20 protein-coding genes and 1 pseudogene are annotated in these 18,120 nt (G+C 71.3%); 7 read left to right on the top strand and 14 right to left on the bottom strand.

Translation table 11 applies throughout. The features are described from left to right. Positions 1–187 precede the first annotated feature (187 nt). Positions 188–466, top strand: a complete 279-nt coding sequence (locus tag ACFYZZ_RS12150; RefSeq protein WP_389174293.1) for a hypothetical protein — start codon at positions 188–190, stop codon at positions 464–466. Here ACFYZZ_RS12150 and ACFYZZ_RS12145 read toward each other — a convergent pair. Together ACFYZZ_RS12145 and ACFYZZ_RS12140 are read right to left on the bottom strand one after the other, a co-directional pair. After that, positions 444–977 (bottom strand): DUF4232 domain-containing protein, encoded by a 534-nt coding sequence (locus ACFYZZ_RS12145; RefSeq protein ID WP_389174291.1) that lies wholly within the window; start codon positions 975–977, stop codon positions 444–446. The two genes, ACFYZZ_RS12150 and ACFYZZ_RS12145, sit on opposite strands and share 23 nt — an antisense overlap. 161 nt (positions 978–1,138) lie before the next feature. Continuing rightward, positions 1,139–1,609, bottom strand: coding sequence for a hypothetical protein (locus ACFYZZ_RS12140; protein WP_389174288.1), 471 nt, complete (start codon positions 1,607–1,609; stop codon positions 1,139–1,141). 111 nt (positions 1,610–1,720) lie between these two features. Here ACFYZZ_RS12140 and ACFYZZ_RS12135 point away from each other — a divergent pair. The 3 genes and pseudogenes from ACFYZZ_RS12135 to ACFYZZ_RS12125 form a co-directional block, all read left to right on the top strand. Then, positions 1,721–2,014 (top strand): annotated as a pseudogene (locus tag ACFYZZ_RS12135) (SulP family inorganic anion transporter); the annotation flags it as partial. A gap of 103 nt (positions 2,015–2,117) precedes the next feature. Continuing rightward, positions 2,118–3,044, top strand: coding sequence for an oxidoreductase (locus tag ACFYZZ_RS12130; protein ID WP_389174285.1), 927 nt, complete (start codon positions 2,118–2,120; stop codon positions 3,042–3,044). 117 nt (positions 3,045–3,161) lie between these two features. Further along, positions 3,162–3,449, top strand: coding sequence for a hypothetical protein (locus tag ACFYZZ_RS12125; RefSeq protein ID WP_389174282.1), 288 nt, complete (start codon positions 3,162–3,164; stop codon positions 3,447–3,449). A gap of 10 nt (positions 3,450–3,459) precedes the next feature. On the opposite strand, the gene ACFYZZ_RS12120 is transcribed toward ACFYZZ_RS12125, so the two are convergent. From ACFYZZ_RS12120 to ACFYZZ_RS12085, 8 genes are all read right to left on the bottom strand, one after another. Then, positions 3,460–4,227: an SDR family NAD(P)-dependent oxidoreductase gene (locus ACFYZZ_RS12120; protein WP_389174279.1), complete on the bottom strand. Its 768-nt coding sequence runs from the start codon at positions 4,225–4,227 to the stop codon at positions 3,460–3,462. Positions 4,228–4,300: 73 nt separating this feature from the next. Beyond that, complete coding sequence (locus tag ACFYZZ_RS12115; RefSeq protein WP_389174276.1) at positions 4,301–4,885, bottom strand: TetR/AcrR family transcriptional regulator; 585 nt, start codon at positions 4,883–4,885, stop codon at positions 4,301–4,303. 81 nt (positions 4,886–4,966) lie between these two features. Next, positions 4,967–5,317, bottom strand: a complete 351-nt coding sequence (nirD, locus tag ACFYZZ_RS12110; RefSeq protein WP_389174273.1) for a nitrite reductase small subunit NirD — start codon at positions 5,315–5,317, stop codon at positions 4,967–4,969. Continuing rightward, complete coding sequence (gene nirB, locus ACFYZZ_RS12105) at positions 5,314–7,911, bottom strand: nitrite reductase large subunit NirB (protein ID WP_389174270.1); 2,598 nt, start codon at positions 7,909–7,911, stop codon at positions 5,314–5,316. The genes nirD and nirB overlap by 4 nt, the downstream gene beginning before the upstream one ends. Further along, complete coding sequence (locus ACFYZZ_RS12100; RefSeq protein ID WP_389174267.1) at positions 7,912–9,126, bottom strand: NAD(P)/FAD-dependent oxidoreductase; 1,215 nt, start codon at positions 9,124–9,126, stop codon at positions 7,912–7,914. It lies immediately after the preceding gene. A gap of 129 nt (positions 9,127–9,255) precedes the next feature. Further along, positions 9,256–9,876: a class F sortase gene (locus ACFYZZ_RS12095; RefSeq protein ID WP_389174264.1), complete on the bottom strand. Its 621-nt coding sequence runs from the start codon at positions 9,874–9,876 to the stop codon at positions 9,256–9,258. Between the two features lie 204 nt (positions 9,877–10,080). Further along, entirely contained in the window at positions 10,081–10,599 is a 519-nt protein-coding gene (locus ACFYZZ_RS12090) for a hypothetical protein (RefSeq protein WP_386572004.1), read from the bottom strand. A 345-nt stretch (positions 10,600–10,944) separates the two neighbouring features. Next, the gene (locus tag ACFYZZ_RS12085) at positions 10,945–11,676 is read right to left on the bottom strand and encodes a TetR/AcrR family transcriptional regulator C-terminal domain-containing protein (protein WP_389174261.1); all 732 of its coding nucleotides are present in this window, start codon (positions 11,674–11,676) and stop codon (positions 10,945–10,947) included. A 168-nt stretch (positions 11,677–11,844) separates the two neighbouring features. On the opposite strand from ACFYZZ_RS12085, the gene ACFYZZ_RS12080 reads away from it, so the two are divergent. Then, positions 11,845–13,341: an MFS transporter gene (locus tag ACFYZZ_RS12080; protein WP_389174258.1), complete on the top strand. Its 1,497-nt coding sequence runs from the start codon at positions 11,845–11,847 to the stop codon at positions 13,339–13,341. 62 nt (positions 13,342–13,403) lie between these two features. On the opposite strand, the gene ACFYZZ_RS12075 is transcribed toward ACFYZZ_RS12080, so the two are convergent. Continuing rightward, on the bottom strand, positions 13,404–15,053 hold the full coding sequence (locus ACFYZZ_RS12075; RefSeq protein WP_389174255.1) for a M4 family metallopeptidase: 1,650 nt from the start codon (positions 15,051–15,053) through the stop codon (positions 13,404–13,406). A gap of 151 nt (positions 15,054–15,204) precedes the next feature. On the opposite strand from ACFYZZ_RS12075, the gene ACFYZZ_RS12070 reads away from it, so the two are divergent. Beyond that, positions 15,205–15,636, top strand: a complete 432-nt coding sequence (locus ACFYZZ_RS12070) for a gamma-glutamylcyclotransferase family protein (RefSeq protein ID WP_389174253.1) — start codon at positions 15,205–15,207, stop codon at positions 15,634–15,636. Between the two features lies 1 nt (position 15,637). On the opposite strand, the gene ACFYZZ_RS12065 is transcribed toward ACFYZZ_RS12070, so the two are convergent. Further along, positions 15,638–15,814, bottom strand: coding sequence for a hypothetical protein (locus tag ACFYZZ_RS12065; RefSeq protein WP_389174251.1), 177 nt, complete (start codon positions 15,812–15,814; stop codon positions 15,638–15,640). A gap of 77 nt (positions 15,815–15,891) precedes the next feature. On the opposite strand from ACFYZZ_RS12065, the gene ACFYZZ_RS12060 reads away from it, so the two are divergent. Beyond that, positions 15,892–17,520 carry an IS200/IS605 family accessory protein TnpB-related protein gene (locus ACFYZZ_RS12060; protein WP_389174248.1) on the top strand — a complete coding sequence of 543 codons (1,629 nt, stop codon included), beginning with the start codon at positions 15,892–15,894 and terminating at the stop codon, positions 17,518–17,520. A 31-nt stretch (positions 17,521–17,551) separates the two neighbouring features. On the opposite strand, the gene ACFYZZ_RS12055 is transcribed toward ACFYZZ_RS12060, so the two are convergent. Together ACFYZZ_RS12055 and ACFYZZ_RS12050 are read right to left on the bottom strand one after the other, a co-directional pair. Continuing rightward, positions 17,552–17,776 carry a hypothetical protein gene (locus ACFYZZ_RS12055; RefSeq protein ID WP_389174245.1) on the bottom strand — a complete coding sequence of 75 codons (225 nt, stop codon included), beginning with the start codon at positions 17,774–17,776 and terminating at the stop codon, positions 17,552–17,554. Positions 17,777–17,862: 86 nt separating this feature from the next. Next, positions 17,863–18,120 (bottom strand): hypothetical protein, encoded by a 258-nt coding sequence (locus ACFYZZ_RS12050; RefSeq protein ID WP_389174242.1) that lies wholly within the window; start codon positions 18,118–18,120, stop codon positions 17,863–17,865.

The following is an 18,120-nucleotide window of genomic DNA, read 5'->3' as shown; positions in this document are numbered from 1 at the left end:
CCCCAGACCCCGGAGCCGCCGTCGGTCCCCGACCCTCAGACCGATCGGCGGCGGCTCCGGCGCACGAAAGGAGGGGCGCCACCCTGTGCGGGGGTGGCGCCCCTCCGGCGTTTTTGAAGCAGCTTGCTAGGGTTTGCGGCTCGAACGGCCTGCACGTCGGCGGCCCTTGGACTGTGGGGAGGGCCGGATGGCGGTGAAGTTCGCGTACGAGAACCTGGCGGCGCAGGACCTGGATCGACGCGGCCTGAGGCCCGAGACGGCGCCCACGGCCCTCCTCCTCGTGGACATCGAAGCCGACCTGACCATCCGGGACGAGGACCGTGTGGTGATGGCGGAGGGGCTGTTCCCGGTGGCCGAGCTGGCGCGAAGCCTGGTGGGCTGGCTGCGGCGGCCCGTGCGCGGGTGCCGCCCGTTTCCGCTGCCCGACGGCACTGTCAGAAGGTTCAGAAGGTGCCGTCGGTGTTGACCGGGCCGACCTGGAAGGTGCTGGAGCAGATGGTCCAGCGAGCCGGCACGAGGACCGCGGTGTGCGAGGCCGGCGGGTAGATCCGCAGGTAGGTGCCGGTGCGCAGGCAGGGCCCGCCGACGGGGCCGTTGGTGGTGCGGATGACCGCGAAGCCGGCGTGGGCGGGGGCGAGCGTCACCGTCGAGTAGGACTCGCCGGTGCGGGTGGCGGCGGGTCCTGTCTGCCGGTGTGCGGTGTCCAGGGCACTGACGCCCGGGAAGCCGCGCAGCGCGCACTTGGTGGTGCTGGTGTTGGTGAACCGGATGGTCCAGTAGAGAGAACCGGCCGCACCCTCCTTGCGGCCCATGGAGAGATAGAGATCGCTCGTGGAGCAGGTACGGACCCCGGCCGACGCCTGCGCCGCCGTCGAGGTCACGCCCCAGGCGGCCCCGCCGGCCGTGATCCCGGCGAGCGCCGCGGTCAGCAGGGCGACCGTGCCGCGACGGGACAAGTGGTGAGAGAACAGAGACATGGCGCATCCGCCTCCATCGGGCGAATGGGTGGATGAAGGTCATTGTGTTGGATGCACCCTCGCCCCGAAAAGTTGTGCCGTTCACCGGGAAAAGTCCCGCCCGGCCGGAGGTGCCCCCGGCCGGAGGTGCCTCCCGGGCGGTGTTGCCGCGCGGTCGGGGCTCACCATCCCTCGACGCCCTTCGCGAGACGCCGGCGCCACCAAGGCTCCGTCCGTGCCGCCAGTGGGTCGGGAAGTGTGAGGCGCAGGTAGCGGCGGTCCAGCGGTGTCACCGCGCGACGCAGTTCGGCTCGGGCGCGGGGAGGGAGTAGGAGCAGGATGTCGGACAGGGCGTCGCGGGCCTGGCGTACGTCGTCGAGGGCGCAGCCCGGGCAGCTGGCGCAGTAGGACTCGCGGGGGTAGCGAGGGCGGCGTCCCGGTGGGTGGAGAAACGCGCGGTAGCGGCGGAGGGCGGTCTCGGTCGCGCCGTGTGGGAACCAGAAGCCGGGCGAGAGGCGCTCTGCGCGGTGGATGGCGAGGCTGGTGCGGTGGGACAGGCCGGGTATGCGGGGCGGAGGGGGCTCTTTCCAGATGCGGGGGGACGGAGTGGTCCGGTGGGCGTCGCGCAGGGCGGCGGGCCGGTTACGCGGCATGGGCCTTTCGGGGTGTGGTCATGAACTCCATGATGCCTTGGGGGAGTTTGTGACGTCACTGCGCGGGTGTCACCCTCCCCTCCGGTCTCATGCGGGCAACGCCGGTGCCTATCCTCGGGGCGTCCCCGCATCCGCCTCGACCTGCTCGGGGTCACCCACCTGGACCACGCGTGCCGCACCCAGATCGACGAGTTCGTGGCGCAGCAGCGGGGGGCGGGCCTGAGGGTGGAACTGCTGATGCCGGATGCGACGGGGCCGGCGGCCGAGGCGCCGTCACCCGGCGCGGAGCCCGTGGCGGCGCCCGCGGCGGAGTCGGCACCGGTACCAGGACCCACGGCCGAGTGGTTCTACCTGGACACACAGCCCGTGCCGAGCACGCCCGAGGCGCGGCCGCCCCTGCACTGAAGCCGTGACGTTCCCGGAGTGTGATCATGCCGGCCGTCGGGCCGGGCGTGACAATGCTGGCGACGGTGCTTTCACGGCGCCCCGATGCGGAAGGACTCGCCCCATGCCCGGCTGGACCGCGACCGACATCCCTGACCAGACCGGCCGCCTGGCCATCGTCACCGGCGCCAACAGCGGCCTCGGCTACGTCACCGCGCGGGAACTGGCCCGCAAGGGAGCCCGGGTCGTGCTCGCGTGCCGGAGCGAGGCGCGGGGGCGTGACGCCGGGGAGCGGATCGTGGCTCAGGTGCCGGGGGCCGAGGTCGAGGTGGAGCGGCTGGATCTCGGGGATCTGGCGTCCGTGCGGGACTTCGCGGACCGGGTGCCGTACGAGCGGATCGACCTGCTCGTCAACAACGCGGGTGTGATGGCGCCGCCGTACGGGACGACCGAGGACGGGTTCGAGACGCAGTTCGGGGTCAATCATCTCGGGCACTTCGCCCTCACCGGGCTGCTGTTGCCCGCCCTGCTCGCCACCCCGGGTGCCCGCGTCGTGACCGTCTCCAGCATGATGCACGCCCTCGCCAACATCGACATCAACGACCTCAACAGCGAGCGCCGGTACCGGCGTTGGATCGCCTACGCCCGGTCCAAGACCGCGAACCTCCTGTTCACACACGAGTTGGCGTGGCGGCTGACCAGACAGCACGCCGACCTCGTCGCGGCCGCCGCCCATCCGGGTTACGCCGCCACCAACCTCCAGACCGCCGGGCCGCGCGCCGAGGGGCGCAGGGGTGCCGAGCGGGCCATGGAGATCGGCAACCGGATCTTCGCCCAGCCGGCGGAGGCGGGCGCGCTGCCCACGCTGTACGCGGCGACCGCGCCCGGCGTACGACCGGACGCCTTCTTCGGGCCCTCGTTCGCGAACTGGCGGGGTGCGCCCGCGCCGTCCTGGCGGGCGCCCTGGACGCTCAACGACGAGGTGGCGAGCATGCTCTGGGACGCCTCGGTGCAGCTGACAGGCGTGGAGTTCGGCGCTCTCAAGGCGTGAACACACCGCCGCACCCCCCCCTCGTAATCCCGGCGCATGGTTGATTGTTGGGCCGTGCAGGTTGCGCTGTCCTCCTTCACAACGTCCCAGGTGACCCGGCTGCGTATGGTTCCCGGTATGCGTTGCTGGATATGCGGCTCGGACCGGCTGAGTCCGGTCGGGGAACTCATCTCGACTGAGCGATGGAAGGAACGCCTTCAGCTCAGGTTCCGCCGCCCGGGAATCCTGAAACCGCGGCCGACGTTCGGCGCCGGATTCGCGCGGGCCTGCCGGGACTGCGGAGCCCTGTTTCCGTTCCTCGACGAGTACGCCCGGCAGGAACTGGACGCGGTGGCCGATGACCTGACCGATGTCGAGGGGGCCCAGGCGCGCCACTACCGGGGGTCCGACGGCTCCGGCCCGTGAACCCGGTTGCTCACAGCGAGCCGCCGCTGTCCACCACCAGGTCGGTGCCGACGACCGAGGCCGCGTCGTCGGAGGCCAGGTAGAGGACGGCTGCGGCGACTTCCTCGGTGGCGGAGATCCGGCCGAGCGGGAGAGTGGCCTTCGCGCGCTCGGTGCGGTCGGCGTCCGTCTCGCCGGGGCGCAGCGACATCGAGGTGGCGGTGGCGCCCGGGCTGACCACGTTGATGCGGACGCCGTCGCCGATGTGGTCCAGGGCGGCACCCCGGCTGAGGGCGGTCACGGCGGCCTTGGTCGCCGCGTAGGCGGCGGCTCCGGCGGAGGTGGCGTGCAGGCCGAACGTGGAGGACACGTTCACGATCGCGCCGCCCGACGGCTGGGCGCGCATCCGGCGGATCTGGGCCTGCAGGGCCAGGTGGACGCCGGTGACGTTGATCGCGAGCTGGGTGTGCCAGTCGTCCTCCGGCAGCTCGGCGAGCGGCTGTCCGCCCCGGAAGACGCCGGCGTTGTTGACGGCCACGTCGAGTGAGCCGAAGTGCTCGACGGCGGCCCGGACCAGCGCCTCCGCGTCGCCGGACCGGGAGACGTCGGCGGTCACCGCGAGGGCCTTGCCGCCCTGCTCCTCGATCAGCCGGACGGTCTCGTCCAGGGGCTCTGGCCTGCGCCCGGCGACGACGACGTGCGCGCCCTGCGCGGCGAACGCGAGGGCGACGGCCCGTCCGATGCCGGAGCCGGCGCCGGTGACGAGGGCGGTCCTGCCGGTGAAACGGGTGGTGGTCATGATCTCCCCTTTTTCTAGACCGATCGGTTCAGTATGAGGGCCGCAAAGAGGCCCTCGCGTGGAGGGCGGTACATCAGTCCAGCAGGGTCAGCGCCTGCTCCGCCGCGTCCCGCACTCGGGCCGGGTCCGAGGACGCCTTGCCGACGACCCGCAGGCCCTGCATCAGCACCAGCAGCGTGCGGGACAGGGCGAGCGGGTCGCGGTCGGGCGGCAGCTCGCCTTGCGCCCGGGCGCGCACCAGGGTGGTGTGCAGGACCGTCTCCAGGTGGTCCCAGTTGCGCTCCACGCGCCGGGCGGCGGCCGGATCGTGCGGGGCCAGCTCGGCCGCCGTGTTCGTGACCAGGCAGCCGCTGCGGCGCAGTTCCCCGTGGGCCGCCTCGTCCGCATAGCGGCGTACGACCGCTCGCACGGCCGGCAGGGCAGGGCCCGGCTGGGACAGCTCGTGCACGATCCGCGCGAGTCCGGACTGCTCGTACCGGTCGAACGCCTTCAGGTACAGCTGGTGCTTGTTGCCGAACGTCGCGTACAGGCTCGCCCTGCCGATGCCCAGGTGCTCGACCAGGTCGCTCATCGACGTCGCCTCGTAGCCGCGCCGCCAGAACAGCTCCAGGGCCGACTGCAGCGCGGCGTCGGGGTCGAATTCCTTGGTCCTGGCCATGTGACGCAGCCTAGGTATTTCTGGAACGATCGGTCAAGCAGATTCCGTGCTGCTCCAGTCAGGTGCTGCGCACTGCACTCGTCAGGTGCTGCGCACCTGGTAAGCCGCCACCCGCACCGACTCGTCGTCCAGGCACTGCCCGGACTCCAGGTCGAAGCGCTGCTTGAGCAGCGGGGACGCCACGAACGGGCGGCCCTGGTGGGTGCCGGTCAGGCCGCGGGAGAGGACCGCCGCGCCGCCGAACGGGTCGCGGTTGTCGATGGCGTAAAGCTGGTCGGCGCGGTCGCGGAAGACGGCCACCTGGCGGCCGTCCGGCAGCAGGGCCGCAACGCCCCGGCCGGGCACCAGCCGGTGCAGGTCGCAGACCGTGAACCAGCCGTCCTCCAGTCGCAGTTGAACCTTCAGGTCGGTCGTCTCGGGTGCCAGGGTCATCGCTGGGCGCTTCCTTCCAGGGGGCGGTGGCCGATGGTCAGCAGCGGCAGGTCGGGCTTGATCTGGTCGCGCTCGGGCACGAAGCCGACGACCGGGTCGGGGGTGTCCGGCGCGTTGACGAAGGACACGAACCGGGCGAGCTTCTCCGGGTCGTTGATGGTGGTCGCCCACTCGTCGGCGTAGTGGGCCACGTGGTCCGCCATCAGGGACTCCAGCTCCTCGCAGATGCCGAGGGAGTCCTCCACGACCACCTCGCGCACATGGTCCAGGCCGCCGGGGATCCGCTCCAGCCAGGTCGAGGTGCGCTCCAGCCGGTCGGCGGTGCGGATGTAGAACATCAGGAACCGGTCGATCAGACGGACGAGTTCGGCGTCGGACAGGTCCTGCGCGAGCAGGTCCGCGTGGCGCGGGGTGGCGCCGCCGTTGCCGCCGACGTACAGGTTCCAGCCGTTGGAGGTGGCGATCACGCCGAAGTCCTTCGACTGGGCCTCCGCGCACTCGCGGGCGCAGCCGGAGACCGCCGACTTGAGCTTGTGCGGGGAGCGCAGGCCCCGGTAGCGCAGCTCCAGGTCGATCGCCATGCGGACCGAGTCCTGGACGCCGTAGCGGCACCAGGTCTGCCCGACACAGGACTTCACCGTGCGCAGCGCCTTGCCGTAGGCGTGGCCGGACTCGAAGCCGGCGTCCACCAGGCGGGTCCAGATCAGCGGGAGCTGCTCGACCCGCGCGCCGAACATGTCGATCCGCTGACCGCCGGTGATCTTCGTGTAGAGACCGAAGTCGCGGGCGATCTCACCGATCACGATCAGGCCCTCGGGGGTGATCTCACCGCCGGGGATGCGCGGGACGACCGAGTACGATCCGTTCTTCTGCAGGTTGGCGAGGAAGTGGTCGTTGCTGTCCTGAAGGGCCGCCTGCTCACCGTCCAGGACGTAGCCGCTCACGCCGATCGTCGGGGCGAGGGAGGCGATGATCGAGCCCACCGCCGGCTTGCAGATCTCGCAGCCGTCGCCGCCCCGGGCCTCCTCGCGGCCGTAACGGTCGAGCAGGTCCTGGTACGTGTTGATACGGAGCGCGAGGACGATCTCGTACAGCTCCTCGCGGGTCTGCGAGAAGCAGCCGCACAGGCCCTTGTCGACTTCGACGCCGGAGGCCTCCAGTTCGGCGGTGACCAGCTGGCCGAGCACCTTGACGCAACTGCCGCAGCCCGTACCGGCCTTGGTGCACTTCTTCACCTCGGGCACGGTCGTGCACCGGTGGTCGTTGACCGCGCCGCGGATCGTGCCCTTGGACACGTTGTGGCAGGAGCAGATGATCGCCTCGTCCGGCAGGGCGGACGGGCCGAGCTGGGCCCCCGAGCCCGCTCCGGCGGGCAGGACGAGCGACTCGGGGGAGATGGGTGGGACGGAGCCGGTCAGGGCGCGCAGGGTGCCGTAGGCGTCCGCGTCGCCGACCAGGATGCCGCCCAGCAGCGTGCCGTCCCGGCCGATGACCAGCTTCTTGTAGAGGCCCGCGCGGGAGTCGGAGTAGACGACGTCCAGGCAGTCCTCGGTGGTGCCGTGCGCGTCGCCGAAGGAGGCCACGTCCACGCCGAGCAGCTTCAGCTTGGTGGACAGGTCGGCGCCGGTGAAGGACGCTTCATCGGCGGCGATCGTGGCCGCCGCGGTCTCCGCCTGCTCGTAGCCCGGCGCGACCAGGCCGTACACCCGGCCGTCCGCCGCCTGCGCGCACTCGCCGATCGCGAACACGTGCGGGTCGGCGACGGTACGGCACTGCTCGTCGACCGTGATGCCGCCGCGCTCGCCGACGGTCAGGCCGCACTCGCGGGCCAGCTGGTCGCGGGGGCGGACACCGGCGCTGAACACCACAAGGTCGGTGGCCAGCTCGGAGCCGTCGGACAGCTTCATGCCGGTGACGGCACCGGCCTCGTCGACCACGATCTCCTGGGTGCCCACGCCCGTGTGGACGGTCAGGCCCATGTCCTCGATGGTGCGCAGGAGAGCCGCGCCGCCGCCCTCGTCGACCTGCACCGGCATCAGGCGGGGCGCGAACTCCACGATGTGGGAGGTGAGTCCGAGACCCTTGAGCGCGCCGGCCGCCTCAAGTCCCAGCAGACCGCCGCCGACCACGGCGCCCACCTGGGCCTTCGCCTTCGCGTACGCCTCGATCGCGAGCAGGTCCTCGATCGTGCGGTAGACGAAGCAGCCCTCGGCGTCCTTGCCCGGCACCGGCGGCACGAAGGGGTAGGAGCCGGTGGCGAGGACGAGCGTGTCGTACGCGAAGACCTGGCCGGACTTCGCCGTGACCGTCTTCGCCGCGCGGTCGATCGTCTCCGCGGGGTCGCCGACGTACAGCTCGATGCCGTGCGTCTCGATGAACTCCATGTCGGTCATGGAGAGTTCCTCGGGTGTCCTGCCCGAGAAGTACGAGGTGAGGGCGACGCGGTCGTACGCGGGACGCGGCTCCTCGCACAGCACGACCACGCGGTGCGTGGCGGTCAGGCCGCGCTCGGCGAGCGCTTCGAGGAAGCGCTGGCCGACCATGCCGTGGCCGACGAGCACGATCGTGGGGGTGGCCCCCAGGGTGGCGGTCATTCAGGAGCCTCCATCGTTGGTGAGCAGGTGGAGCAGAGGGCCGTCGTCGGGGAGCGGCTCTGCTCCCTCCCAGGCGCGGGCGAGCGCGCCGACGGTGCCGAGTTCGCCGACGAGGACCCCGCCGACCAGGCGGTCGTCGCGGACGACGACCTTGCGGTAGGTGCCCCGGGTGGCGTCGGTGAGCTGCACGACGTCGTCGCCGGGGCGGGGCTCGGTCTCGCCGAACGCGGCGAGGTCGAAGGGGGAGTCGGGACCGGTGAGGGTCAGCCGGGTCAGCGCGCGGGTGCCGGTGTACCGGGCGTTCGCGTCGCCCGCGAGCAGCTCGGCGAGCAGGTCGGCCTGTTCGAGGGCAGGGGCGGCGAGGCCATAGACCGTGCCGTCGTGCTGGGCGCAGTCGCCGATGGCGTGGATGTGCGGGTCGGAGGTGCGCAGCTGGTCGTCGACGAGGACGCCGCCCCGGACGGCGAGGCCCGCCTGCTCCGCCAGACCCGCGCGCGGCCGCACCCCGCAGGCGAGGACCACCAGGTCGGCGTCGAGGGCGTACCCGTCGGCCATCTCCACCGAGCGGACCGCGCCGCCGACGCAGCGCACGTCGCGCACCCGGCACTCGGTGTGCACCTCGACGCCCAGGTCCAACAGGTGCCGCAGCACCAGCCGGGACGCGTTCGGGTCGAGTTGGCGTTCCATGAGCCGCTCGGCCTGCTGGGCGAGGACCACCTGTGCGCCGCGCACGGCCAGCGCACGGGCCGCGGAGACCCCGAGCAGCCCGCCGCCGATGACGACCGCCCGCACACCCGGGCGTACCGCCTTGGACAGGCCCAGGCAGTCGTCCATCGTGCGGAACGCGTGGACGCCCTCCGGCAGCTGGTGGTCCGGAGCGAACAGGCCGCGCAGCGGCGGCAGCACGGGGTTGGAGCCGGTGGCCAGCACCAGCGTGTCGTATGCGATCGACGAGCCGTCGGCGCAGTGCAACTGCCGCGCTGTGCGGTCGATGCCGGTGACCCGGGTGCGCACCAGGCCGCCGGGCGTCGGGAGGGAGATCACCTCCGGGGCGTACCGGCCGGCCAGCACCTCGGCGAGCAGCACCCGGTTGTACGGCCGGTGCTCCTCATCGCCGACGAGCAGCGCGGGCATGCCCAGCTCGCCGAGCCGCCGGGCGAGCCGTACGCCCGCGAGGCCGGCGCCGATCACCACCACACGCGTATTCGAGGTCATGCAAAGGAGCGTGCGGCCCCGACGTTACCCGGCCGCATCACTCCTGTTTCCCACGAGGAACGCTGCCCTCAGCAGGGGCGGACCGGTGGTGTGAGAGTCCCGTACGCGCACCTCGGAGCGCTGTGAGGGTCAGCGGCTGCCCGTCAGATGGGCGAAGACCACCACGTTGCCCTGGTAGCCGGTGGCCCTCGAATAGGCGCCGCCGCAGGTGATGACCCGCAGCTCGGGGCGCCTGGCCGCGCCGTACACCTTCTCGTCGGGGAAGTTGCGGGCCGCGTACACCTCCACCGCGTCCACGGTGAACACGGCGGTGCTGCCGTCCTCGCGGTCCACCTCGACGACGGCACCCCGCTTCAGGCCGCCGAGGTTGTAGAAGACGGCGGGGCCCTCGGTGTTGTCGACGTGGCCCGCGACGATCGCGGTGCCCGTCTCGCCGGGCGTGGTGCCGGCCTCGTACCAGCCGGCGAGGTTCTTCTCCGCGGCGGGCGGCACGTCCAGGCTTCCGGAGCCGGTGAGCGCGAGGCCCATGAGCGGGGCGTTCACCTTGATCGCGGGGATGCGGATCCGGGTGGGCGGGGACGGGTCGAGCGCGGGGGCCGTGAGCCGTTCCTCGCCTGGGTCGGGGCGGCCCTCGGCGGCCGTCGGCTGCGGCGGCGCGTGCGTCGCGGCCCCCGTGCCGAGCAGCCACACCGCCGAGCCGAGGGCTACGACGGTGACCACGGTTATGGCGGTGTCCCCGATCCTTCGCATACGAACCCTCTCCGGAGGCGAACCTAGGCGAACCTCCCGCGAGGCGGGACTTGGGTGGATCCCTGAAACCTGGGTGGATCCCTGAGACTTGGGTGGATCCCTGAAAGGGACCCGGACCCCCGTCCCCCTCCGGGCCACGAGGGGCATCGGACCCGGAGGGGGTGGGGCTTGCGGTACCGGCGGACGGACAGCGGAGGGTGTCCGTCAGATCCCGTCGCCTCTCGCCCGGCGATGCAGGAGCCAGGTACCGCCCGCGGCGGCGACGGCCAGAGCCGCCACACCCGCCGTGGTATGCACGGGGTCGGTGCCGAGTGCGCCGCCGACCCCCGTCTTCACGCTTCCCCGCGGCTGCACCTGCTCGTGCGCCGCGCCCAACGCCACGACCAGGTCGCCCGTGACCTGCTTGGTGCCCTCCGCGCACTGCGCGACGATCTCGTACGTTCCCGGCTGCGCGCTCGGCGGCACCCGGAACTGCCCGATCGCCTCGCCCTCGTGCGTGCTGGGCGCCAGCGTGAAGGTGCCGGCGCCGACCGCGCCCGCGTCACCGACCGCCGTGCCCTTGTCCCCGCACGCCGCCGTGTTCACCGTGACCTGGCTGCCGGGCATGGTGGTGGACGGGTACACCTGCAGACTGCCGGTCCCGCCGTAGGCCGGTGCCGTGGCGAGTCCCGCCGCGGCGACGGCGAGCGCAGTACCGGTCAGCAGACGGGCGGTGCGTCGCATGGTGCTCCCCAGGGCTGGTCCGACTCGTTGATCCGACTCGTACAGGGGGCGCGGCCCCTGCCCTTTTGAGGAAAGTCGCACTCGAGCCCGTCCGCTTCCTGACGGATTGTCAGAAATGCGGTGAACGGGTGGCGCCCGTGGCCCCCGCACGGCCTAGCCGGGCCGAATTCCGGCAGGTCATGGACGTGCGTGAGGATCAGTATGAAAAGAACACAAATGGCGCCCTGGTCGGGTGTGAACGGGTGACCCGGCGGCGACCGCCGCACCCCGCCCTACGGATCGTCAGGTCTCCCCAACCACCCCCGGAGCGCGGACACCTGACTCCGCGGGACTGGTGCCGGGGTGCTAGCGGGGCAGGCGCTGGGCCAGTCCGTCGAGGACGACGTCCAGCCCGTAGTCGAACTTGGCGTCGCGCTGCCGTGCGGGGTCCGTGGCGGCGGCGTCGGTGGAGGCGTAGGAGGCGGCGAGGTTGGTGTGGTCGGCCGCGGCCTGCTGGGCGGCGGGCAGCAGGCTGGCGACGAACTCGGTCTCGGTCTGCCCCGAGCGGGCGACCGTGGTGAGCCAGGCGGCCTCGGTGGTGCTCATGCCGATCACGTACGCCAGCAGCGCGCTGATCGCCCCCTCGGGGTCGGGGAAGCCGGTACCGATGAACAGGGCGGCGAGCCGCTCGTTGAGGGCCATCAGGTTGGGGCCCAGATAGGCGAGACCCGCCTGGCCCATGACCGTGGACAGCCAGGGGTGCCGCAGGGCGGTGGCGCGGAAGGAGTGTGCGGTCTCGGCGGCGGCCACCCGCCAGTCGGGGCTGTCGGCCGGCGGGACCTGGATCTCTGCGGCGACCTCGTCCACGGCCAGCTCCATCAGCTCGTCCTTGGTGGCCACGTGCCGGTACAGGGAGGTCGCGCCGGCGTTCAGCCGGGCGCCGAGCTTGCGCATGCTGAGCGCCTCGATGCCGTCGGTGTCCAGCATGGCGATGGCCTCGCGGACGATCGCGTCCCGGCTGAGGGAGGGCTGGTCGGGCTCGCGCCGCTGCCGGGCCCAGACGGAGGGGATCGGGTTCGGCTCGGTCCTTGCGGCCATCGGCGGACTCCTCTGCGTGCGTACGACGTTCGCATCCAGCGTACAGAGTTCAAGGGTTGCGCACACTGTTCCAAGCTGCGTACAGTGTTCGCATCGCAAGGAACACTGTACGCAAGGCCGGAACGCCGTACGCAGCACCGCGTAACGACGACACAAGGGGGAACTCCCATGGAAACCCGCAACCCACGTCGCTGGTGGATCCTCGTCGTGCTCTGCCTGAGCACGCTGGTCCTGGTGATCGACAGCATGGCGCTCACCGTGGCGGTGCCCGCGATGACCGAGGACCTCGGCGCGAGCGCCCAGGCCGTCCAGTGGATCCTCGACTCCTACGTCCTGGTCTTCGCCGGCCTGCTGCTCACCTCCGGCAGCCTCGGTGACCGCTTCGGCCGCCGGAAGGTGATGCTGATCGGCCTGCTGCTGTTCGGCGCGGCCTCACTGGCCGGCACGTTCGCCGCAGACCCGGCTCAGGTGATCGCCGTACGCGTGGCGATGGGTGTCGGCGGGGCGCTGATCATGCCGTCCACCCTCTCCATCCTCATCACCGTCTTCGACGAGGAGGAGCGCGGCAGGGCGATGGCGGCCTGGGGTTCGGTGTCGATGCTCGGCCTGGTCGGCAGCCCGGTGCTGGGCGGTGTGCTGGTCGACCACTTCTCCTGGCACTCGATCTTCTTCCTCAACGTCCCCGTGGTCGTGCTGGCCGTCCTCGCCGGCGTGACCCTGATGCCGGAGTCGAAGGCCCCCTGGCAGAAGGCCGATCCGCTGGGTGCGGTGCTGTCCGCGGCCGGGATGACCGCGCTGGTCTGGTGGATCATCGAGATCCCGCAGCACGGCGCCTTCGCCGGCCGTTCCCTCATCAGCCTGACGATCGCGGTCGCAGCGCTCGCCGCCTTCATCATCTGGGAGAACGTCACCGAGTCCCCGATGGTCCCGCTGGTCCTCTTCAAGCACCGCAACTTCACCGGCGGTTCGCTCTCCCTGGCCCTGGTCCAGATCGGCAACGGCGGCCTGCTGCTGGTCCTCACCCAGTACCTGCAGTTCGTCCTCGGCTACTCGGCCATCGAGGCGGGCCTGGCCTTCCTGCCGCTGGCCGTGACCGCGATCATCGGCAACACCGCGGGCGTGAAGCTGGCCGCGAAGATCGGCAACCGCTTCGTGATCCTCACCGGCATGCTGATCATGGTGGCCTGCTTCGCCCTGCTCACCACGGTCGACGCCGGCTCCGGCCTCACCGTCCCGGCGATCGCCCTCGGCCTGCTCGGCCTCGGCGCCGGTGCCGCGATGCCGGCCGCGGTCGGCGCCCTCATGGGCACGATCCCGCCCGAGAAGGCGGGCGTCGGCTCGGCCCTCAACGACACCGTCCAGCAGGCCGGCACCGCCCTCGGCATCGCGATCCTCGGCTCGCTGCTCTCCAGCGGCTACACCGACCGGATGCCCGCCGACGCCCCCGCCCAGGCTCGCCAGTCCATCGCCGGCGCCGTCGCCGCGACCCACCCGGCCCTCCTGCGCTCCGCCCGCGAGGCCTTCACCTCGTCGATGTCCACCACCTTCGCACTCAGCGCCCTCGGCGTCCTCGCGGCGGCGGTCCTGGCCACGGTGGTGATGCGGGACGGCGAGCCGGAGCGGGTCGAGGAAACTGCGGCTCGGGAGGCGGAGTTGGCGGCCTGAGCGGAGCGCACACCAGAAGGCCGGTGCCTGAACAGGCACCGGCCTAGTGACGTTCTAGGGGCTCAGTTCACGTTCACCGCGCTCCAAGCCGCCCCCACCGCGTTGTACTCCGCACTCCCCGCGCCGTAGAGGTCCTTGGCCGCGTTGAGGGTGGCCGTGCGGGCGGCCTTGTAGTTCGTGGAGGACGTCATGTAGACCGTCAGCGCCCGGTACCAGATCTTGCCGACCTTGTCCCGGCCGATGCCGGTGACCGTCGAGCCGTTGTAGGTCGGTGAGTCGTAGCTGACCCCGTTGATGGTCTTCGCGCCGCTGCCCTCGGAGAGCAGGTACGCGAAGTGGTTCGCGACGCCCGACGAGTAGTGGACGTCCAGATTCCCCACCGACGAACTCCAGTAGTCCGCCGAGTTCCCGTCCTTGGACGGCTTGTCCATGAAGCGCAGGGCGGGCTTGCCGAAGCCGGACTTCACGATCTTCTCGCCGATGAGGTAGTCACCGGGGTCGGACGGGTTGTTGGCGTACCACTCGACCATCGTGCCGAGGATGTCGGAGGTGGCCTCGTTGAGTCCGCCGGACTCGCCCGAGTAGGTCAGCGCGGCCGTCTTCGAGGTCACGCCGTGGGACATCTCGTGCCCGGCCACGTCCAGCGCGACCAGCGGCCCGAAGGTGCTGCCGTCACCGTCGCCGTACGTCATGCAGAAGCAACTGTCGTCCCAGAAGGCGTTGTTGTAGCTGTTGCCGTAGTGGACGCGGTTGTACGAGCCCTTGCCGTCGCCCGCGATGCCGCTGCGGCCGTGGACGTTCTTGTAGTAGTCCCAGGTCTCGTTGGTGCCGTACTGGGCGTCGACGGCGGCCGAGGAGCGGTCGGCGGTGGTGCCCGTGCCCCAGTGGTTGTCGGCGTCGGTGAACAGCACTGCGGGGGCCCGGCTGAAGCAGATGCCGAAGAAGCACAGGTCGGTCTTGTTCTGCGCGTCACCGGTGTAGGTGTTGCCGCGGGTCGGGTCCTTCAGCTGGTACGAGGAGCCGGACTGGGTCGTCTCCAGCGGGACCGTTCCGCCGTACAGCGACTTGCCGTCGCCGGTGGCCGTCTCGATGCTGTCCCAGGCGTCGATCTGGGCGCCGGTACGGGCGTCGGTCAGCACGGTCCGGGCGACCGGGTTGCCGAGCGAGTCCTGGCCGACGGCGTTGGTGCGCCAGGCGAGCTTCGGCGCGCCGTGCAGGGCGTCGACGACCAGCTCGGACTTGGCCTTCAGGTTCTTCAGCATGTCACCGAGGTTGACGGCGCGCAGCGCGTTCACCGCGAGGTCGGCGGCCTTGGGGGCCGACACCTTGGGGACGATCGAGGACAGGGTGATACGGCTCCGGGTCGCCCGGTCGGCGCTGCGGAAGGTGCCGCTCGGAGCGAGGTGGACCACGAAGTCGCCGCCGAGCACCGGGAGTTGGTGGTAGGTGCGGTCGTAGCGGACGTGCTGGGTGCCGTTCCGGTCGACGATCACGTCCCGGACGCTGGTGTCCTGGGCGGAGGTCAGGCCCAGGCTCGCGGCGTGCGCCACGAGGGCCGAGGCCGCGTTCTCGATGGCTCCGGCCCGGGTCGGCCGGCCGTCGGCGTGGGCGGCGGGGGAGAGGGCGGCGGCCAGCAGGGTCGCGGTGGTGGCGGCGACGCCGGCGGTGGCGAGACGACGGGTTCCTCGGACGTGCAGACGTATCCGACTCATCTGTCTCCTTGGGGAGGCGCCTTCGAGGCGTGGGGGTGAGGCGTGGGGGTGGCGCTGAGTTCGAATGAGATTTAAGGGCGCATGACATGTCATGTCCATAGCGGTGTCATGGAGATGTGTGCGGAGTCGGAGGGGGTAGAGAATCGTTTCCGTGATCGCTCCGGACCATCGAGACCCGCTGCCGTTCTTCGTCTACGGCACGCTTCGCCCCGGCGAGCCCAACCACGACCTGTTCCTGCGCGGCCGCACGCACACGGAGGAACCGGCCCGGCTCCCGGACGCGGTGCTCTACGACGGCCCCGGCTACCCCTACGCCGTCGAGGCCCCCGGGGAAGTGGTCAGCGGCGACCTGGTCACCGCGCTCCCGGAGGCCTACGGCCTGCTGCTCGCGGAACTCGACCGGCTGGAGGAGTACGCCCCGGGCGACCCGCGCAACCTGTACGAGCGCGTCGCCAGGGACGTCGTACGCGCCGACGGCACGGCCGTCCGGGCCTGGGTCTACGTGGCCGCGCCGCGCATCGCCGGCCGGCTGCGGGCCCGGGGGCGGCTGATAGCGGGCGGGGACTGGCTCGCCCGCCGCTGACTCAGCCCAGCAGCGTGACCCCCTCGGGCACGGCGATCCCGAACTCCTCCTCCACCACGCGCCGCGCCTCCGCCTCGTCGGCGAGCCTGCGCTCGGTCACCGTGCCGTCGGCCCGGGTCTCGACCAGCCGGTCGCCGTCGAGGGCGAATGGCGTCCGGGGGAACGGGAGTTCTTGCATCGAATGCGTGACCTTAGCGGAAGCTGCTCGTTGGGTGCCGTGACGGGATCTTCGGCACCTGGCAGGGGGTGGGGGAAGTGGGCGGGCTGCGCGAGGTGGCGGCGTCGTTCGTCGCCCTCGGCCCCTCCGGGGTCGCCATCCGTACCCGGCTCAAGCACCTCACGCCCGGGGATGAGGAGGTGCTCAGGCTGGTCGGTGACCACCTCGGCACGCTGGCCGGGCGGGATCTCAGGGCCCGCTGCGCCGCCGGTCTGGATCACGACACGGATGCGTGGGCCGCGCGCAAGCGGGCCCTGACCCGCGAGTCCTCCTCCCGCTGGGCCGGGTCGATCACGAAGGCGACGCACGACCAGTGGGCGCTGGGCCGGCGCGCTCAGGAGGCGCACATCCAGCACCTTGAGGTCGGGGTACGGACGATCGCACACCGGCTGTCGCTGCCGGTAGGTGAGCCGGGGACCAAGCGGGCTCCGGGCGGATACCGCACCCGGCAGGAGTGGCATGCGAAGTCCCGGCGGCTGCATGTGCTTGCCGACCGGCTGGAGTGTGAGCGGGCCGACCGGGACGCCGGCCGGGTGCGTGTGGTGCGCGGTGGGAAGCGGCTGTTGAACAGTCGGCATCACCTCGAAGAGGCCGGGCTGAGCGAGGACGCCTGGCGCCTGCGGTGGGAAGCTTCGCGCCGGTTCCTTCAGGCGGACGGGGAGTCGGGGAAGCGGTTTGGGAACGAGACGATCCGGGTCACCCCGGACGGCGAGGTCAGCATCAAACTGCCCGCCCCGCTGGCCCATCTGGCCAACGCCCCGCACGGCCGGTACGTGCTCGCCTCCCACGTCGCCTTCCACCACCGGGGCGATCAGTGGGCCGACCGCATCACCACCAACCGAGCCACGGCCTACCGCATCCACGAAGACACCCAGCGCGGCCGCTGGTACCTCACCGCCTCCTGGCAGATCCCGCCGGTCAAAACCGTGTCGCTCGCCCATGCACGGGCCGGTGGACTCGTCGGCGTCGACACCAACGCCGACCATCTCGCCGCCTGGCGACTCGATGTCCACGGCAACCCGGTCGGCAAGCCGCACCGTTTCGACTACGACCTGTCCGGCACCGCCCAGCACCGAGACGCCCAGGTCCGCCACGCACTCATCCGGCTCCTGCACTTCGCCCAACGCCACGACCTCGCCCTCGCCATCGAGGACCTGGACTTCACTGCGGAGAAGACTCGGGAGAAACACGGGCGCCGCAAACGGTTCCGGAAGCTGATCTCCGGCATGCCGGTGGCCAGACTGCGGGCGCGGCTGGTGTCGATGGCCGCCGAACTGGGCATCACCGTCGTCGCCGTTGACCCCGCCTACACCAGCAAGTGGGGCGCCCAGCACTGGCAAAAGCCCCTCACCACGAAGAATAGGAAGACCACTCGCCACGACGCGGCAGCCGTGGCGATCGGAAGGCGCGCCCTGGGGCATCCGATCCGGCGACGGACGGCACCGCCCCGCACCCACCAGAGCGATGGATGCGGGCATCGGACCGGCCAGGCCCGACCAGGCGCCCCGGGGCGTGAGGAAACCCGCCCCCGTATCCCCGGACCACGGACACGATCCGTGCGTGCCGGATACGGCGAGAAAACGGGGGACCAGTGTGCCCAACACCGTCCGGGGCACACGGCTGAGCATGACTCCTGGCAACAGGATCCACTCCCGCTCAGTCCCTAGGAACGGTTGGTGCCGACGTGCCAGTTGTGACTCAAGGGCGCAAACGCACAAGTTCGTCCGCGCGACGGTGGTCCTTGGGGCGGCCGAGGGAGCGCCGCATGTGGATCAGGTCATCCAAAGTGGTGTAGCGGATGGTGAAGCCCGCCGGGTTGCGAGCGCTCACCGCCCGGGCCAGGCAGGGGGCTATATCCATGTCGCCCCAGGGCAGGGCGGGTGTGCACAGGTCGCCGTTGACGCCGGCCACCTGGTAGGCCACCTGAGGACGGCCGAGGTCGGGCAGATCTGTGCAGCCCGTGGCAGTCAGGGCATTGCGCAGCGCGTGAGCTGCTCAGGCGTGCCGTCCTACAGCAGATCGAGGTCGCCGGTCAGCTCTATCGAGCCGTGCATGATGCCAGCGACCTGGCCTATGACCACCGCGTGCGAACGGGCCTCACACAGAGCCCGAAGGAAAGGGATCGGGTCGAAGCCGAGCGCACCGTCCGTGGCGAACGTGCCAGCGACGTCATCGGCTTCCTCCAAGCCGCCCCGTGGTGACACGTTCACGGGTGACGTCCTGGGTACGCCTGACGGCCTGACGAAGTCGAAGAGCTGCAGCCTCAT

It is taken from the genome of Streptomyces sp. NPDC001816 (genome assembly GCF_042892235.1).
Taxonomy (GTDB): domain Bacteria; phylum Actinomycetota; class Actinomycetes; order Streptomycetales; family Streptomycetaceae; genus Streptomyces.
This window is presented reverse-complemented; position numbering and strand designations above follow the sequence as displayed.

What these genes read in the sequence shown, in the direction of transcription:
- ACFYZZ_RS12075 (WP_389174255.1), bottom strand. Translation starts at nt 15,053, where the DNA reads ATGAGTCGGATACGTCTGCACGTCCGAGGAACCCGTCGTCTCGCCACC.
- ACFYZZ_RS12050 (WP_389174242.1), bottom strand. Translation starts at nt 18,120, where the DNA reads ATGAGGCTGCAGCTCTTCGACTTCGTCAGGCCGTCAGGCGTACCCAGG.
- ACFYZZ_RS12125 (WP_389174282.1), top strand. Translation starts at nt 3,162, where the DNA reads ATGCGTTGCTGGATATGCGGCTCGGACCGGCTGAGTCCGGTCGGGGAA.
- ACFYZZ_RS12090 (WP_386572004.1), bottom strand. Translation starts at nt 10,599, where the DNA reads ATGCGACGCACCGCCCGTCTGCTGACCGGTACTGCGCTCGCCGTCGCC.
- ACFYZZ_RS12130 (WP_389174285.1), top strand. Translation starts at nt 2,118, where the DNA reads ATGCCCGGCTGGACCGCGACCGACATCCCTGACCAGACCGGCCGCCTG.
- ACFYZZ_RS12150 (WP_389174293.1), top strand. Translation starts at nt 188, where the DNA reads ATGGCGGTGAAGTTCGCGTACGAGAACCTGGCGGCGCAGGACCTGGAT.
- ACFYZZ_RS12095 (WP_389174264.1), bottom strand. Translation starts at nt 9,876, where the DNA reads ATGCGAAGGATCGGGGACACCGCCATAACCGTGGTCACCGTCGTAGCC.
- ACFYZZ_RS12100 (WP_389174267.1), bottom strand. Translation starts at nt 9,126, where the DNA reads ATGACCTCGAATACGCGTGTGGTGGTGATCGGCGCCGGCCTCGCGGGC.
- nirD (WP_389174273.1), bottom strand. Translation starts at nt 5,317, where the DNA reads ATGACCCTGGCACCCGAGACGACCGACCTGAAGGTTCAACTGCGACTG.
- nirB (WP_389174270.1), bottom strand. Translation starts at nt 7,911, where the DNA reads ATGACCGCCACCCTGGGGGCCACCCCCACGATCGTGCTCGTCGGCCAC.
- ACFYZZ_RS12085 (WP_389174261.1), bottom strand. Translation starts at nt 11,676, where the DNA reads ATGGCCGCAAGGACCGAGCCGAACCCGATCCCCTCCGTCTGGGCCCGG.
- ACFYZZ_RS12080 (WP_389174258.1), top strand. Translation starts at nt 11,845, where the DNA reads ATGGAAACCCGCAACCCACGTCGCTGGTGGATCCTCGTCGTGCTCTGC.
- ACFYZZ_RS12065 (WP_389174251.1), bottom strand. Translation starts at nt 15,814, where the DNA reads ATGCAAGAACTCCCGTTCCCCCGGACGCCATTCGCCCTCGACGGCGAC.
- ACFYZZ_RS12115 (WP_389174276.1), bottom strand. Translation starts at nt 4,885, where the DNA reads ATGGCCAGGACCAAGGAATTCGACCCCGACGCCGCGCTGCAGTCGGCC.
- ACFYZZ_RS12140 (WP_389174288.1), bottom strand. Translation starts at nt 1,609, where the DNA reads ATGCCGCGTAACCGGCCCGCCGCCCTGCGCGACGCCCACCGGACCACT.
- ACFYZZ_RS12145 (WP_389174291.1), bottom strand. Translation starts at nt 977, where the DNA reads ATGTCTCTGTTCTCTCACCACTTGTCCCGTCGCGGCACGGTCGCCCTG.
- ACFYZZ_RS12120 (WP_389174279.1), bottom strand. Translation starts at nt 4,227, where the DNA reads ATGACCACCACCCGTTTCACCGGCAGGACCGCCCTCGTCACCGGCGCC.